17 protein-coding genes and 1 other RNA gene are annotated in these 16649 nt (G+C 53.4%); 7 read left to right on the forward strand and 11 right to left on the reverse strand.

The window, feature by feature from the left end:
* Positions 1-17: 17 nt before the first annotated feature.
* The 4 genes from acrB (at position 18) to ACVV26_RS16250 (ending at position 5178) form a co-directional block, all read left to right on the forward strand.
* The gene (gene acrB, locus ACVV26_RS16235; RefSeq protein ID WP_474798246.1) at positions 18-3167 is read left to right on the forward strand and encodes a multidrug efflux RND transporter permease subunit AcrB; all 3150 of its coding nucleotides are present in this window, start codon (positions 18-20) and stop codon (positions 3165-3167) included.
* Between the two features lie 471 nt (positions 3168-3638).
* Positions 3639-4013: an Hha toxicity modulator TomB gene (gene tomB, locus ACVV26_RS16240; protein ID WP_312982908.1), complete on the forward strand. Its 375-nt coding sequence runs from the start codon at positions 3639-3641 to the stop codon at positions 4011-4013.
* 28 nt (positions 4014-4041) lie between these two features.
* A complete protein-coding gene (gene hha, locus ACVV26_RS16245; protein ID WP_059040068.1) occupies positions 4042-4260 on the forward strand; it encodes a hemolysin expression-modulating protein Hha in 219 nt (72 codons plus the stop codon).
* A gap of 444 nt (positions 4261-4704) precedes the next feature.
* Complete coding sequence (locus ACVV26_RS16250) at positions 4705-5178, forward strand: YlaC family protein (protein ID WP_474798248.1); 474 nt, start codon at positions 4705-4707, stop codon at positions 5176-5178.
* 28 nt (positions 5179-5206) lie between these two features.
* On the opposite strand, the gene ykgO is transcribed toward ACVV26_RS16250, so the two are convergent.
* Positions 5207-5347, reverse strand: a complete 141-nt coding sequence (gene ykgO, locus ACVV26_RS16255; RefSeq protein ID WP_312985371.1) for a type B 50S ribosomal protein L36 — start codon at positions 5345-5347, stop codon at positions 5207-5209.
* Positions 5348-5349: 2 nt separating this feature from the next.
* Entirely contained in the window at positions 5350-5610 is a 261-nt protein-coding gene (locus ACVV26_RS16260; protein ID WP_474798250.1) for a type B 50S ribosomal protein L31, read from the reverse strand.
* 257 nt (positions 5611-5867) lie between these two features.
* Here ACVV26_RS16260 and ACVV26_RS16265 point away from each other — a divergent pair, with 257 nt between their 5' ends.
* A complete protein-coding gene (locus tag ACVV26_RS16265) occupies positions 5868-7418 on the forward strand; it encodes an EAL domain-containing protein (RefSeq protein WP_474798251.1) in 1551 nt (516 codons plus the stop codon).
* A 52-nt stretch (positions 7419-7470) separates the two neighbouring features.
* On the opposite strand, the gene ACVV26_RS16270 is transcribed toward ACVV26_RS16265, so the two are convergent.
* From ACVV26_RS16270 to ffs, 4 genes are all read right to left on the reverse strand, one after another.
* Positions 7471-7824 (reverse strand): DUF1428 domain-containing protein, encoded by a 354-nt coding sequence (locus tag ACVV26_RS16270; RefSeq protein WP_474798252.1) that lies wholly within the window; start codon positions 7822-7824, stop codon positions 7471-7473.
* 210 nt (positions 7825-8034) lie between these two features.
* Complete coding sequence (locus ACVV26_RS16275; protein ID WP_312985379.1) at positions 8035-8253, reverse strand: hypothetical protein; 219 nt, start codon at positions 8251-8253, stop codon at positions 8035-8037.
* A complete protein-coding gene (locus ACVV26_RS16280; RefSeq protein WP_312985381.1) occupies positions 8250-8501 on the reverse strand; it encodes a hypothetical protein in 252 nt (83 codons plus the stop codon). Before ACVV26_RS16280 ends, ACVV26_RS16275 begins: the two co-directional genes overlap by 4 nt.
* Before the next feature lie 236 nt (positions 8502-8737).
* Positions 8738-8834: signal recognition particle sRNA small type (gene ffs, locus ACVV26_RS16285), an RNA gene on the reverse strand.
* 160 nt (positions 8835-8994) lie between these two features.
* On the opposite strand from ffs, the gene ACVV26_RS16290 reads away from it, so the two are divergent.
* Positions 8995-9315 (forward strand): MGMT family protein, encoded by a 321-nt coding sequence (locus ACVV26_RS16290; protein WP_474798253.1) that lies wholly within the window; start codon positions 8995-8997, stop codon positions 9313-9315.
* 31 nt (positions 9316-9346) lie between these two features.
* Here the strand turns inward: ACVV26_RS16290 and ACVV26_RS16295 are convergent, their stop codons facing one another.
* Positions 9347-9919, reverse strand: coding sequence for a YbaY family lipoprotein (locus ACVV26_RS16295; protein ID WP_474798255.1), 573 nt, complete (start codon positions 9917-9919; stop codon positions 9347-9349).
* 298 nt (positions 9920-10217) lie between these two features.
* Here ACVV26_RS16295 and tesB point away from each other — a divergent pair, with 298 nt between their 5' ends.
* A complete protein-coding gene (gene tesB, locus ACVV26_RS16300) occupies positions 10218-11078 on the forward strand; it encodes an acyl-CoA thioesterase II (protein ID WP_474798257.1) in 861 nt (286 codons plus the stop codon).
* 61 nt (positions 11079-11139) lie between these two features.
* Here the strand turns inward: tesB and amtB are convergent, their stop codons facing one another.
* The 4 genes from amtB to ACVV26_RS16320 form a co-directional block, all read right to left on the reverse strand.
* Entirely contained in the window at positions 11140-12426 is a 1287-nt protein-coding gene (gene amtB / locus ACVV26_RS16305; RefSeq protein WP_474801887.1) for an ammonium transporter AmtB, read from the reverse strand.
* 28 nt (positions 12427-12454) lie between these two features.
* On the reverse strand, positions 12455-12793 hold the full coding sequence (gene glnK / locus ACVV26_RS16310) for a P-II family nitrogen regulator (protein ID WP_312985389.1): 339 nt from the start codon (positions 12791-12793) through the stop codon (positions 12455-12457).
* 253 nt (positions 12794-13046) lie between these two features.
* Positions 13047-14825 (reverse strand): SmdB family multidrug efflux ABC transporter permease/ATP-binding protein, encoded by a 1779-nt coding sequence (locus tag ACVV26_RS16315; protein WP_474798258.1) that lies wholly within the window; start codon positions 14823-14825, stop codon positions 13047-13049.
* Positions 14818-16587 carry a SmdA family multidrug ABC transporter permease/ATP-binding protein gene (locus ACVV26_RS16320; protein WP_474798260.1) on the reverse strand — a complete coding sequence of 590 codons (1770 nt, stop codon included), beginning with the start codon at positions 16585-16587 and terminating at the stop codon, positions 14818-14820. Before ACVV26_RS16320 ends, ACVV26_RS16315 begins: the two co-directional genes overlap by 8 nt.
* Between the last annotated feature and the right edge of the window lie 62 nt (positions 16588-16649).

Genomic DNA, 16649 nt, shown 5'->3' on the forward strand with positions numbered 1-16649 from the left:
ACAGGAGCCGTTAAGACATGGCTAAGTTTTTTATCGATCGCCCAATCTTCGCGTGGGTAATCGCCATCATTATCATGCTGGCGGGGGGTCTTGCGATCATGAAACTGCCGGTGGCGCAATATCCGACGATCGCGCCGCCAGCTATTCAGATCTCCGCCATGTACCCGGGCGCCGATGCGAAAACCGTACAGGATACGGTGACGCAGGTTATCGAACAGAACATGAACGGTATCGATAACCTGCTTTATATGTCCTCAACCAGTGACTCGTCGGGTTCGGTGCAAATCACCATTACCTTCGATTCCGGTACAGACGCCGATATCGCCCAGGTACAGGTGCAGAACAAACTGCAACTGGCGATGCCTTTGCTGCCGCAGGAAGTGCAACAGCAAGGCGTGAGCGTTGAGAAATCGTCGAGCAGCTTCCTGATGGTTGTCGGGATGATCTCTACCGATGGCTCAATGACCCAGGAAGATATTGCTGACTACGTGGGCGCAACGGTGAAAGATCCGATCAGCCGTACCACGGGTGTTGGCGACGTGCAGCTGTTCGGTGCGCAGTATGCGATGCGTATCTGGATGGACCCGAACAAACTCAATAACTTCCAGTTGACCCCGGTTGATGTGATCAACGCAATCAAAGCGCAGAACGCCCAGGTTGCAGCAGGCCAGCTCGGCGGTACACCGCCGGTGAAAGGCCAACAGTTGAACGCCTCTATCATCGCCCAGACCCGTCTGACTTCTGCGGAAGAGTTCAGCAAAATCCTGTTGAAAGTGAATCAGGATGGTTCCCAGGTTCGCCTGAGTGATGTGGCGAAAGTAGAGCTGGGCGGCGAAAGCTACGACGTTATTGCCCGTTATAACGGCCAGCCTGCATCCGGTCTGGGTATTAAACTGGCAACTGGCGCTAACGCCCTGGATACCGCTGCGGCGGTGCGTGAATCCATCGAGAAGATGAAGCCGTTCTTCCCGCACGGTCTTGAAGTGGTTTACCCGTACGACACCACTCCGTTCGTTAAAATCTCCATTAACGAAGTGGTAAAAACGCTGATTGAGGCGATCGTGCTGGTATTCCTGGTCATGTACCTGTTCCTGCAGAACTTCCGGGCCACGCTGATCCCGACCATTGCGGTACCGGTGGTATTGCTGGGGACTTTCGCCATCCTCGCCGTGTTTGGGTACTCGATAAACACCCTGACAATGTTCGGTATGGTACTGGCGATAGGCCTGCTGGTGGATGACGCCATCGTGGTGGTGGAAAACGTTGAGCGTGTGATGGCGGAAGAAGGATTGCCGCCGAAAGAAGCGACGCGTAAATCCATGGGCCAGATCCAGGGCGCGCTGGTGGGCATCGCTATGGTGCTGTCGGCGGTATTTATTCCGATGGCGTTCTTCGGTGGTTCAACCGGTGCGATTTATCGTCAGTTCTCGATCACGATCGTTTCCGCAATGGTGCTGTCAGTGTTAGTCGCGCTGATCCTGACCCCTGCCCTGTGCGCCACCATGCTGAAACCAATCGCCAAAGGCGATCACGGCGAAGGGAAAAAAGGCTTCTTCGGTTGGTTTAACCGGATGTTCGATAAGAGCACCCACCACTACACCGACAGCGTAGGCAACATCCTGCGCAGCACTGGCCGCTATCTGCTGCTGTATCTGCTGATTGTTGGCGGCATGGCGTTCCTGTTCATCAAGCTACCCAGCTCGTTCCTGCCGGACGAAGACCAGGGCGTGTTCCTGACTATGGCCCAGCTGCCGGCGGGTGCCACCCAGGAACGTACCCAGAAAGTGCTGGATGAGGTGACCGATTACTACCTGACCAAAGAAAAAGCCAACGTTAACTCGGTGTTTACCGTAAACGGCTTCGGCTTCTCCGGTCGCGGCCAGAACACCGGTCTGGCGTTCGTCTCCCTGAAAAACTGGGATGAGCGTCCGGGCGATGAGAACAAAGTGGAGGCGATTACCGGTCGCGCCATGGGCCGTTTCGCGCAGATTAAAGATGCGATGGTGTTCGCATTTAACCTCCCGGCGATTGTTGAACTGGGTACAGCGACCGGCTTTGACTTCCAGCTGATCGACCAGGCTAACCTGGGCCACGAAAAACTCACCCAGGCGCGTAACCAGCTGCTGGGTGAAGTGGCGAAGCATCCGGATCTGCTGGCGGGCGTGCGTCCTAACGGACTCGAAGATACGCCGCAGTACAAAATCGATATCGATCAGGAGAAAGCGCAGGCGCTGGGCGTCTCTATCTCCGACATCAATACCACGCTGGGCTCGGCCTGGGGCGGTAGCTATGTGAACGACTTTATCGACCGTGGGCGCGTCAAGAAAGTGTACGTGATGTCGGAGGCGGAATACCGCATGCTGCCGGAAGATATCAATAACTGGTACGTGCGTAATACCGATGGGCAGATGGTGCCGTTCTCGGCGTTCTCTACCGCCCACTGGGAATACGGTTCGCCGCGGCTGGAGCGCTATAACGGCCTTCCTTCCATGGAGATTCTCGGTCAGGCGGTTCCGGGCAAGAGTACCGGTGAAGCGATGAACATGATGGAAGAGCTGGCCAGCAAGTTGCCGACCGGTATCGGTTATGACTGGACGGGGATGTCCTATCAGGAACGGTTGTCGGGCAACCAGGCACCTGCGCTATATGCCATTTCGTTAATCGTAGTATTCCTGTGTCTGGCGGCGCTGTATGAAAGCTGGTCAATCCCGTTCTCGGTTATGCTGGTAGTACCGCTGGGGGTTATCGGCGCACTGTTGGCGGCCACGTTCCGCGGCCTGAATAACGACGTGTACTTCCAGGTGGGCCTGCTGACAACCATTGGCTTGTCGGCGAAGAACGCAATATTGATTGTGGAATTCGCCAAAGATCTGATGGACAAAGAAGGCAAAGGGCTGATCGAAGCGACGCTGGAAGCGGTTCGTATGCGTCTGCGCCCAATTCTGATGACCTCGCTGGCGTTTATCCTCGGGGTAATGCCACTGGTTATCAGTTCCGGCGCGGGCTCCGGCGCACAGAACGCGGTGGGTACCGGCGTAATGGGCGGGATGATTACCGCGACAGTACTGGCAATCTTCTTCGTACCAGTATTCTTTGTGGTGGTTCGTCGTCGTTTTAATCGTAAAAACGAAGATATTGAACATACCCACACCATGAAACACTCCTGATAAAAAGGCCGCGCAAGCGGCCTTTTTTATATATCTTATCTACGCTTAAAAGCAGGGATAAAACAGGTATTAAGATTGCGCTATCACTATCGAGAACAAACAGCAATAGTAAACAAAGGTGCTTATTGGCGGCTTTTATTAAGATAAGTCCTGGCATTAGCCATTTACTAAGGAATATTCCTGGAATTAACGTAAATTTTGAAAACGCAAGGCAGGTATAATGATGTCTCTTTTTATGCGCTATAATCAAAAAAGCTGCTTTTAATCTCACCTGAAAGTATTACCTTTTTGCTCTGCCTGTAACAAACTGCATTAATTGTAATTTTTCGTAATAGAAGAAGGTAAAAGGCGTGGGGGTGATTTATAGTTAAATTAGTTTGAAACCCGTATGTCGAACCCCCATTTATCTCAGAGAGTTACCCCTGTGATGTTAAGTTCATAAAATTTTTTCGTTAAAATGGGGGATGCGTTATGGACGAATACTCACCAAAACGGCATGATATAGCGCAGCTAAAATTCCTTTGCGAAAATCTGTATCATGACTGCCTGACTACGCTGGGTGATAGCAATCACGGCTGGGTCAACGATCCAACCTCGGCCATCAACCTACAGTTAAATGAATTGATTGAGCATATTGCGAGTTTTGCGCTTAATTACAAAATTAAGTATGACGAAGACAATGCGTTGATTGAACAGATAGATGAATACCTTGATGATACCTTCATGTTGTTCAGCAACTACGGCATAAGCGCCCAGGATTTACAAAAGTGGCGCAAATCAGGTAATCGCCTGTTCAGGTGCTTTGTTAACGTCAGTAAGGCCAACCCAGTGAGCCTTTCTTTTTAAAATTATTACAATCACTTACGGTGAAATTATGTCAGAAAAGCCCTTAACAAAAATTGATTATTTAATGCGTCTACGACGCTGCCAGACTATTGATACACTTGAAAGAGTTATTGAAAAGAATAAATACGAATTATCGGATAACGAACTGGCGGTATTTTATTCAGCAGCCGACCACCGTCTTGCCGAACTGACGATGAATAAGCTATACGATAAAATACCGTCTTCTGTGTGGAAATTTATCCGTTAATTACCCGGATATTTCCTGGCAATTATAGTCGTGCTGACCTAAACCCTGTATTACCAGGGGCGATTAAAGCCCCACTTCTACAGTACACCTGCAAGACATAAGGGAATGAATCCCGAGATGCTACTACAATGCGTTGTGTTCACTCCTGGCCTCGAAGGGAACGCGTCATGAGTGAACAAAATCGCGCCGGGATCGCACAAGATCGTTATCCGCCTTAATGTAACTTGTCACGCTGGCTATTGTCTTGCGCCCTCGTAAACTGCTTACCTGGCTGACAGAAGCCATACGGCGTTCGGGGCCAGTGAACCACATCAACTCCCTAATAATGTGAATAAAAGGTAAACTGTTATACCTTTTTTAAGGGTTTCTGTTACTGTTTATGGTTATTACAGCTGATTACAATACATTCGTCTTCCTTCCCGTTACTTTTTTTGTAGGCCCAGAATGACGGAAATACAGCATCTGCTTCATGAAACTATTGACCGATTAAACCGCGAAGAAAAGCGTGATAACCGCCCACGCTTCAGCATCAGTTTTATCCGCAACTATCCCGGCCTGTTTATCGCCATGTACGTGGGCTGGTTCGCTACGCTTATCGTGATGCTGCAATCGGAAACCTTAGTGGATTCAGTGTGGTTGCTGGTCGTCCTGTTTGTTTTAATGAACGGCTTTTTCTTCTTTGATGTTAATCCGCGCTATAAATACGAAGATATCGATGTGCTGGATTTACGCGTTTGCTATAACGGCGAATGGTATAATACCCGCCACGTCCCGGATTCGTTGATTAACGACATCCTGCATTCTCCGCGCGTCGAGCCTGAGAAAAAAACGCTGCTTAACGCTATGGTCAACCGCAAAGGTGACCTCTCCTTTTACGATATTTTCTCACTCGATAAAGGCGCAAACACGGCGCGATAAAAAAGAGCCTGCAATGCAGGCTCCTGAGTTAACGTTTCTTTTTTCGGCCCTGAACGGCTTTGAAACGCGGATTCGATTTACAAATCACATATAACCGGCCTTTGCGCTTCACGATCTGGCAATCGGGATGCCGTTGTTTCGCGCTTCTCAGCGAATTTACTACCTGCATGATCACTCCTTTTTATCTTTAAAAAACCGGCCAAAGCGTTGCTGAAAGCGGGCTGCGCTTCCTTCACTGGTAAAGGTTTTTTGTTTGCCGGTATAAAACGCGTGGGAGGCCGAGGAGACATCAATGGTGACATACGGGTAAACCACGCCATCGCGCTCAATTTCGCGATCGGTTTTAATGGTCGACCCCACCATAAAGTATTCGTTGGCGCTGGTATCGTGGAACACTACCGGGCGGTAGTGAGGATGAATATTCGCTTTCATAACCACCTCAATTGTTATGTTATAACATAATTTAATCCTACGGCGTTATCCTTGTGGTTGCAAGCAATTCTCATCATCACGATTTGCCTCACAATAAAGCGGGCCAGCAGGAGATTATGATTTAACGAGCCGGTTTCTGAATTTCCGGCAGCGTCAGGAATATCTGAGAAGGCACTCTCGCAAAAATGCCTGCCTCCGGTTAAGCTCGCCAGGCACATGAAATCAGCATCTTTCGCAGCAACATGAAGGAATCCACGGTGGCAACAAAGCACATGGTCAGCCTGGTGATGGGCATTCTGGTTGTGGCGGTCTTGTTACCGATCCTGATGAGCATCTGGATTGCCCGCCATCAGGCTGAACAACGCTTCCACCAGGAGCTCTCTTCCTATACGCAACGTATCAATAAGCTGGCGACCGTCGTGGTTGATGAAGCGAAAACGGCGCTCCAGGAGATTAACCGCGTTGAAAGCCAGCGCTGCGACCTGCCCCATTTGCAGGCGATGCGCCGCGTGGCGTTTACGTACCGCTATATTCAGGAAGTGGTATTTCTGAAAGGTTTTCAGCCGCTCTGCTCCTCTCTGGAACAACAGAGCCGCACCTCGCCTTTTCCGGCCCCTGAAAAAACCAATGCAGAAGGATATAGCGCCTGGTTTACGCCCAGTAACGATCTGGGCATCAATCATTACACCATCGCCATGCGCTATGGGGATCATATGGTGGTTATCGACCCGCGATCGTTTATCGATGTTATCCCTTTCGGCCCGTGGCCTATTGAAGCAGCAGTCATCGGTTTAACACGCAATCGCGTGATCGTCTCCAGCGCCCCCTTCCCTTCAGCCGTTTGGCAAACCATCCACGCGCAGGGATTAACCCAGTATGAAGATGCCAGTAACGTCTATTCCATTTATCGCAACACCCAGGCTAACTTCGCCGTAGTGGTTTGGGCTTCAAGCCATCCCGTGCAGGCGGCGAGCCGTCAGTTATTAATGCTGTGGTTGCCCGTCGGTATTCTGGTTAGTCTTTTTTTGGCCGTGCTGATGTTGCGCATCATGAAAAATCTGCAATCTCCCCGCTACCGGTTGCATGAGGCAATCCATTCACGGCAATTAACGGTGTGTTATCAGCCCATCGTGCGGCTGGACAACAGGAAGCTGGTTGGCGTGGAAGCGCTGGTTCGCTGGCCGCAGGCGGATGGCAGTGCCCTCACGCCCGATATTTTCATCCCGCTGGCTGAACAAAATGGTCTCATAAGCGATATCACTCAGTTGGTTATCGAAAAAGTCTTTAGCGAACTGAGCGACGGGTTGCGTCAACGGCCTGACTTTCATGTTTCGATCAACCTGGCCCCCGCCGATCTCACCAATGACCGGATCCTGTTGCTGCTGGCTGACTACTGCCAACGCGAGCAGGTTCGCCCGCAACAGATCGCCATAGAAATCACCGAACGCGGTTTCGCCGACCCGAAAATCACTGCGCCAGTTGTGAAACAGTTCCGCGCCGCCGGGCATCAGGTTTATATCGACGATTTTGGCACCGGCTACTCCAGCCTGAGCTATTTACAAAATCTGGACATTGATGTGCTGAAAATCGACAAAGCGTTCGTGGATTCGCTGGAGTACAACACCGTTGCGCCGCATATCATCGATATGGCGAAGCATCTGTACCTTGAACTGGTCGCTGAAGGGATTGAAACTGAAAAACAGGCCGAGTGGCTGAACGCGCACGGCGTACAGTACGGTCAGGGATGGTTATTCAGTAAAGCGCTTAGCGTGAAAGAGTTGTGGGCGTGGTGCCATAAAAACGGCTGAACGCAGGGTAACGAAGGCAGCACGGCAGTCCGCGCTGCCTGACTGCGGACGATTATTGATCCAGAATCGGCGAGAAGCCGCCGTAAATCATCCGCTTACCGTCAAAAGGCATTTCATTGCCAAATTCCTTCATTCGTGGATCTTCCATCATTTTTTTATTAGCGGCATCGCGAGCGTCTTTTGACGGGTATTCAATCCAGCTAAAAACCACCTCTTCGTCATCCGTGGCTTTTACCGCCATCCGAAAATCGGTGAGCTGTCCGTCCGGGACGTCATCCGCCCAGCATTCAACGATGCGTAACGCGCCAAATTCCTTAAACAGCGGTGCCGCTTTTGCAGCCAACGCCTGATAAGCCGCTTTTTTATCGCGAGGGACTGCCACCACAAAACCATCAACATAGTTCATAACGCCTACCTCCACGTGACCAGACACATTGCCTGCGCTGAGAGTGCGTAGATAAGTGTAGCGGTTGGCCGCTTATCAGGGAGAAAAACAAAAAGACGAGCAGGCAGCTCGTCGTAACGTACCGTCCATGATACGGGAGGTGGAGAGACGCACCCACACGGCAAACCGATGTTCGCTTGCGGGGTTATTATTATGGGTATTCGTTAATCATTAAGCCTGGCGCGGGATTGGAAAACCCTTAACGGAAATAACAAAACAATCATCGTGTTTTTTTATTTTTGCACCTGCATCGCACCAGTCTGAGGCGATTTTAAAGAATTCATCACCCCCGATTTGCCAACCTAAACGCACATGTTTAACTAATCCCGAGCGTAAGAGTTCGCAGGCCTGAGAATAATTTTCTGCATTACAGATAGGTTCTTTGATCATTTTCTTTTCTTCAGCAGTTTGCGTAACGCTTTGATTTCTTTGTCTGTCAGCGCAGGCGTAACGTCTTCCTGGGTATGCTGACTGTCGATATCCTGCTCATCAACGTCAAGATTATCTTGTGCATCCAGCGCGTTAAGCAGCAGTTTTTCGGTGACGGAAGATAAGGTCTCGCTATTATCTTCGGCATAGTGACGAATACGTTCTTTTAATTCGCTATTAATTTTGACATTAAGAACTGCGGTGCTCATAGGAAATCCCTTACTCGAAACTGAGTGACGTCGTTTAATGATAAAGCGGCAGGGGGAAGCATTCTTCTTATTAGGTAGCAGAATAATGCAGAATTAATGTGACAAAAAAATGACATATTTGTGACATTTGAATCACGAACTTAAAAAACGTGAAGCGAAACGGATAGGGCCGTAATGAGGAACAAAGGGACCGGGGAGTTGCGGAGAAAAAGTTCGGTAGCACAAATGGGTGGGGGCCCTGCCAGCTACATCCCGGCACACACGTCATCTGCTTTGGCTGCTTCCTTCCGGATCTGACCAGGTAAACAAAGTAGTGTTGCGGGAGAACCAACAGAGCCCCCATTGAGAGCGTTTTTCAACGCGCAGGGCATTATCATTGTTGTCCTGGTTAAATGCAAGCAAGCCGCGACCGGATGCCGGTTTCTTGCGCAATCACGCCTTTTCCAGGGGCCGAGGGTTGATTATGCTTAGGGCAAAGACCTGCGGAGCCAACATGGACAACCACGACAGTTTCCCCCAACGCGTTTATCTTATCGTCGCTTCAATTCCCGAGGGGCACGTCACGACTTATGGCGATGTGGCGATGCTGGCGGGCTCGCCGCGTGCGGCCCGTCAGGTGGGCGGCGTTTTAAAACGCTTACCGGAAGGCAGCCGCATTCCCTGGCATCGGGTGGTAAACCGCCACGGCGCGATTTCACTGACCGGACCAGACTTACAGCGTCAACGGCAGGCTTTGCTCAGCGAAGGTATTATGGTTTCGGGGGATGGGCATATTGATATGGCGCGCTACCGCTGGAATTACGACAGGCCATAAAAAACGCCTCCGAAGAGGCGTTATCGCAGGCTTAGTAGGTAGTCGGTGCGGGGACCGCAGACGATGGCGTTACCTGAGTCGGCGAGGTCGAGGGCACTGTCGTCGCCGCGCCGCCATGCTCAGACAGCGGGATCGCGGTTCCTTCAACCGGTACCAGCGTCAGGTCGATTTTGGTCCCGCCCTGGTTAACAGCTGGTTTCACCGTATCAGTAACAAACATCAGTTTATCATCCACGGTGATGGCGGCGCTCAGCAGAATACGCGCGTTTGGCTGGATTTGAGCCGGGTCAAACGGCAACACGAAGCTGAACGGCGGCTGTTTACCTTCAGTACGCACCGCTTTCTGGGCGATGACTTTAGATGGCGAGTCGGCCACAGAGGCGTCAGCCAGCGTAACGGTCAGCACCGAATGCGGCGGTAACGCCACTTTCTGGCGGATCCACACCGTACCGGAAACATTAGGTTGCTGAATTACAGGTTGAGCGTTAACAGCGGAGGTATTGGGGCTTGGCGCCGGGACGGCAATATCCGCGCTCTTTTGCTGTGCGCAACCTGCAAGAGCAACCGCAACCGCTAAACCACTTAACATGTGCACGAGTTTCATTAAAGTTCTCCTTATCTTCTATGCACCAGCGAAATGAAAGACCCGGTGGTCGGGCCTGACGCTCCACCAGAGTGAGTGGTTAAAACTCATCTATCGTGCTAAGCCTGGCACACTATGCCGGGAATCGCCTGAAAACGGGCCAGTATTCAGATAATTGAACCCCTCTGACCAGTTGCCAAACTGCGTTATACTCAGCGTTTAGGGTTGCGTATTCCGCGTGTTATCAGCGTTTCAGGCCTGATACGGTACATCACCCATAAAGCATCACTGAATATTTATTCCCCGTTGAGGACCCTTTATGAGTCAGGCGCTTAGCAACTTACTGGCACTATTGAATCTGGAAAAAATTGAAGAGGGGCTGTTTCGCGGACAGAGCGAAGATCTCGGGCTGCGCCAGGTGTTTGGCGGCCAGGTAGTCGGTCAGGCTCTGTATGCGGCAAAAGAAACGGTGCCTTCCGAGCGGCTGGTTCACTCTTTTCACAGCTATTTTCTCCGCCCCGGCGACAGCCAAAAACCGATAATTTACGATGTCGAAGTGCTGCGCGACGGCAACAGCTTTAGCGCCCGCCGCGTTGCCGCCATTCAGAATGGCAAACCGATTTTTTATATGACGGCCTCGTTCCAGGCACCGGAAACGGGCTTTGAGCATCAAAAAACCATGCCCGCCGCACCGGGGCCGGAGAGTTTAAAATCGGAAACCGACATCGCCCGGGAGTTTGAAAACTTCCTGCCGCCGCAGGTGCGGGAAAAATTCCTCTGCGACAAACCGCTGGAGATCCGACCGGTTGAGTTTCATAACCCGCTGAGAGGCCATGTGGCTGAGCCGTCGCGTCTGGTATGGTTCCGGGCTAACGGCACCCTGCCCGCAGATTTGCGTGTGCATCAGTATCTGCTGGGATACGCTTCTGATTTTAATTTCCTGCCGGTCGCACTCCAGCCGCATGGGGTCGGCTTCCTGGAGCCGGGTATGCAGGTGGCGACCATCGACCATTCCATGTGGTTCCATCGCCCGTTCGATCTTAACGACTGGTTGCTTTACAGCGTGGAGAGCACCTCGGCGTCCAGCGCGCGCGGCTTTGTGCGCGGCGAGTTTTACAATCAGGACGGCGTTCTTGTGGCCTCGACGGTGCAGGAAGGGGTAATGCGTAAGCGTAGCTAATCGCGCCTAAAAAAAGGGGCAGGTTCCTCACGGAGACCTGCCCTTTTTGTTTGCCAGGAAATTACGAGTTGTAGGCGTTCTCGCCGTGGCTGTTCACGTCCAGACCTTCGCGTTCCTGATCTTCCGGTACGCGCAGGCCAACGGTCAGATCGGCCAGTTTATAGGCCACGAAGGCCACAACGCCGGACCACACCACCGTGACCGCGATGCTTTCGAGCTGCACCAGCACCTGGTGGCCCATGGTCACACCTTCTGCATAACCCACGCCGCCAAGAGAGGTTGAGGCAAAGATACCGGTCAGTATGCAACCTACGATGCCGCATACGCCGTGCACGCCGAACACATCGCAAGGGTCATCCACACGCAGCCAGCGTTTGAGCATGGTCACGCCCCACAACCCTGCCAGACCCGCCGCGATACCGACGATTAACGCACCACCGACGCCGATGAAACCACAGGCTGGCGTCACTCCGACCAGTCCGGCAATCGCCCCTGAACACGCGCCCAGCAGCGAAGGTTTGCCGCGTACTGCCCACTCGCCAAACACCCAGGCCAGAATGGCCGCAGCGGTAGCCACCACAGTGTTTACAAACGCCAGGCCCGCGATTTCGTTGGCGGCGCTGGCGGAACCGGCGTTAAAACCGAACCAGCCGAAGTACAGGATCGCCGTACCGGTAAATACCATCGGCAGGTTATGCGGTTTGAACGCTTCTTTGCCGAAGCCAACGCGTTTACCCACCAGATAGGCACCCACCAGGCCCGCCACTGCGGCGTTGATATGCACCACCGTACCGCCCGCGAAGTCCAGCGCGCCATGCGTACCCAGTAAACCACCGCCCCATACCATATGGGCAATCGGGATGTAAGAGAGCGTCAGCCACACCACCACGAAAATAACCACAGCGGAGAATCGGATACGTTCAGCGATAGCGCCGACGATCAGCCCCACGGTGATGCAGGCGAAAGAGCCCTGGAACGCTACGTGGATGTACTGATAAAACGATCCCATCACGTCGGTGATAGCGATGCTTTTCAGCATGATCCAGTCGAAGTTGCCGAAGAAAGAGCCGCCGGTGCCGAACGCCAGGGAGTAGCCGTAAACCACCCATAAGACGCAAACCAGCGCGAAAGAAACCGAGACCTGTGTGAGCATCGACAATACGTTCTTAGAGCGGATCAGGCCGCCGTAAAACAGCGCCAGACCCGGAATGGTCATAAAAAGCACCAGGGCGGTGCAAATCATCATAAAGGCGTTATCGGCTTTATCGGCAACCGCCGGTGCGGCCATCACCAGGCCAGGCAACAGCGCGAAAGCTGCAAGAGCCGATTTCATTGTGAGTTTTTTCATCATTTTCAACCCTGTCAGGTTCGCCAGATTACAGTGCCGCTTCGTCGGCTTCGCCGGTACGAATACGAATGACGCGTTGCAGTTCTGCAACAAAGATTTTCCCGTCGCCGATTTTTCCCGTCCACGCAGACTTGCTGATCACCTCGATCACCTCTTCGAGCTGGTCATCCGCAATGGCGACATCAATTTTCACTTTCGGCAGAAAATTGACACTGTATTCCGCGCCACGGTACAGCTCGGCATGCCCTTTCTGACGCCCAAAGCCTTTTACCTCAGTGACAGTAAGCCCCTGAATACCAATGGAAGAGAGCGCTTCACGCACGTCTTCAAGTTTGAATGGTTTGATTACCACGGTAACCAGTTTCATAAATCCCCTCCTGTCGAATTGGGTAACAGCCTGAGTGAGCACATATCCACTAAAGCAAGGGGCGTGCCAGATTTATCCAAGCGAGGGAGAGCGACAGATAACGGGGGTTTTAGCGGGAGATGAGCAACAATAAAAGTGTGACCGGGATTCAGAATGTTCTGTAATCAAAAAAAACGCACCATGTCAGTGCACGGTGCATTACAGGTTTGCACCAGGGTCGTAAGCGGAAACCCAGGTGCGTTATTTTGGTGCGTCAGGCGCTTAACGTCTCTTCCTGCTCAGCGGCGGCCAGCTCTTCACCAGCCAGTTGCAGTTGATACATTTGCCAGTAACGCCCCTGTTCCGCCAGCAGTTGCTGATGAGTGCCGCGCTCGACCGCCTGGCCGCGATGCAGCACCAGAATAGTATCGGCATCCACAATGGTGGAAAGGCGATGCGCGATAACCACCAGCGTGGTGTGCTCGCGGATGGCCGCCAATGCCTGCTGGATAGCCTGCTCGGTCCCGGAGTCGATATTGGCCGTCGCTTCGTCAAGGATCAGGATTTGTGGCGTTTCGACGAGCACGCGCGCCAGCGCCAGTAGCTGCTTTTGCCCTACCGACAGGTTATTACCCTGTTCGCCAAGCCGGGTATATATCCCCTCGGGCATAGCGCGTGCCAGGTCAGCCAGTTGTACCGTTTCCAGCGCCTGCCATACTTGGGCTTCGCTGATATCACGCCCCAGGGTGACGTTGGCGAAAAACGAGTCGGCCAGCACAACCGGATCCTGCTGAACCATCGCCACGCCTTTGCGTAATACGCTATGGCTGAGCGTAGACAGAGGACGGCCATCGAGGCGAATTTCGCCGCGCGTCAGCGGGTAATAGCCCATCAGCAGGTTCGCCAGGGTGCTTTTACCGCTGCCGGTATGGCCCACCAGCGCGACAAAACTGCGCGGAGGGATATCCAGCAAGATGTCCTGCAATACCAGCCTGTCGCCGCGATAGGCAAACGAGACATCATCAATGGCAATGGCCCCGCTTTGCAGCGGACGCACATCGCTGCCGTAGGTCTGACGTGGCCTGTCCATCAGTTCGAATACGCGCTCTCCCGCTACCACGGCCTGCTGAAGCATGGATTGTTGGGTGGTCAGTTCAATCAACGGTTCATTTAAGCGGCCCAGATAGCTGATAAACGCGTACAGTACCCCGACCTCGATCGTGCCCACCGAACTAAAGCCGAACAGCATCAGTAGCCCGCACAGTACCAGCGCTGAAAACAGACTCAGCAGCGGGCGCAACAGGAATCCATCAAGGCGCAGCGTTTGCATACGCGCCATATAGTGTGAACGGCTGGCTTCACCCATTCGCTCGCCGAAGCGCGCCTGCTGGCGGAACTGTTGGATCACGCTCATGCCCATGATCACTTCGTTAAAGCCATCGTTGATATCTGCCAGGTAAGTACGCACCCGGCGCACAATCGGCGTGCTGAAGCGCTGGTAAATCACCATGACAATCAGCACCGCCGGGAAGATCGCCATTGCGACCAGCGCCATACGCCAGTCGAGGCTAAACATCGCCACCAGCATCGCGCCAATCAGCGCTGCGCTGCGCAGCACCGTCGCGACCACGGTGACGTATAAATCGCGGATCACTTCGGTATCGTTTGTCACCCGCGAAATAAGCTGACCGACCGGCTGAATATCAAACTCGCTGAGCGGCTGGCGCAGCGCGGCATCCATAACATCGGAGCGAAGTTGCTGCACCACCCCGACGGCGGCCTGGTTAAACAGTAACGACTGCCAGTAGTGCAGCCCCGCCGCCAGCAATTGCAGCAGGATATAGGCAGCGGCAAGCCCGGCCACCAGCCCCAGCGGCAGACTGTTTTTCGCCACCATGTTGTCGATGAAATAGCTGATTAATGCCGGGCCGCTCACTTCCGCCGCAGCGGCAATCCACAGCATGACCACAGCCATAGAGAGCGGTTTACGCCACGGGCTGCCGTAGGCCAGCAGGCGTTTTAAGGTCGGCCACAGTTGAGCAGGCTTATCCATTCACGGCCTCCTCTTGTTCTGGCTCATCGTCCAGCGCAGCTTCAATTTGCTGATAGCGATACATATCGCGATACCATCCAGGCTGCGCCGCCAGCGCATCGTGCTCGCCGCGCTGAGCAATATGGCCCTGTTGCAGCACCACAATTTCATCCGCCTCGGTGAGTGCCGACAGGCGGTGAGCGCTGATAATCACCGTTCGGCCCTCTCCCCAGTGATGCAGATTATGAAGGATTTGATGCTCGGTGCGTCCGTCGACCGCCGAGAGTGCATCATCCAGGATCAGAATTTCGGCATTCAGCAGCAGCGCCCGGGCAATAGAGATTCGCTGTTTCTGCCCGCCGGACAGCATCACGCCCCGTTCGCCTACTTCGGTGTCATAGCCCTGGGGTAGACGCAGAATATCGTCATGCACGCAGGCGAGCTTCGCCACATGCTCAATTTCCTGCTGAGTCGCGCCAGGATGGCCCAGAGCGATATTGCTTGCCACGCTGTCGGAGAATAAAAACGGTGTCTGATTAACCACCGCCAGACGGCTGCGCCAGGAGTCGAGTTGCAGCGCGGTCAGGGGGAGATCGTGAAAGCGGATTTCGCCCTGGCTAACATCAAAATGGCGTTGGATCAGAGACAGAACGGTGCTTTTCCCCGCGCCGGTCGGGCCGCAAATCCCCAGCATCTGGCCAGGCTGGAGCGTCAGGTTGATATGGTTAAGCGTTGGTTTTGACGCCTGCGGATAACTAAATTCGCGGATCGCCACATTCAACACGCCCCGGCCTGCCGGTACTTCGCTATCACCGTCATCCACCACGGGCGCTTCCGACAGCATGGCGCGAATACGGCTGTACGCCGCGCTGCCGCGCTCGACGATGTTAAACATCCAGGCTAGCGCCAGCATCGGCCAAATCATCAGGCCGAGATACATCATAAAGCTGGTGAGCTGCCCCAGGGTCAGCGAACCGTTGATCACCATCCAACTGCCGCCCCCGATGGCCAGCAGGTTCGCCATGCCAATCGCGATATAAATGGTCGGATCGAAGCGCGCGTCTACCCTTGCGACGCGCAAGTTTTTTTGCCCGGTGTCGCGGGCATCTTCGGCAAACAGCCCCGACTGGCGATCTTCAAGCCCGAAGGCTTTGATCATTCGGATACTGGTTAAGCTTTCCTGCGTGCGGTCATTGAGTGAAGAGAACGCCGCCTGCGCCGCTTTAAAGCGGCTATGGAGCTGGTCGCCGTAACGCTTGATCACCAGCGCCATAACCGGCATCGGCAACAGCGCCATCAGCGTCAGTTGCCAACTGATTTGCGTACTCATCACGACCAGCACCACGCAACCCATTACCAGAGAATCCACCAGGGTCAACACCCCTTCCCCGGCGGCGAATACCACCCGGTCAACGTCGTTAGTGGCGCGCGCCATTAAGTCCCCGGTGCGGTGGCGCAGATAGAATTCCGGATGCTGGCGGCTCAACTGGCGATAAAAATCTTCGCGCAGCTCAACGGCCAGTTGATAGGACGCGCCAAACAACAGTACGCGCCACACATAGCGCAGCAGATAGACAATCACCGCCACGGCCACCATCAGCCCCAGCCACTGAAATATCTGGCCGGCGGTGAAGTGGTTTTGGGTGACGCCATCCACGATGATGCCCACCACGCGCGGCGGGATCAGTTGCAGGATCGCGATGATAATCAGCAGGCACACCGCGCCGAGATAGCGTCGCCACTCCCGGGTGAAATACCAGCGTAATTGAGCAAATAATCGCACGTAATAATTTCCTGATTGGCTTGCTGTTCGGTCGATTGCAGGTGTTTGACGTGATGGTGGCG

This window comes from Atlantibacter sp. MEI4A-1023 (assembly GCF_056155425.1).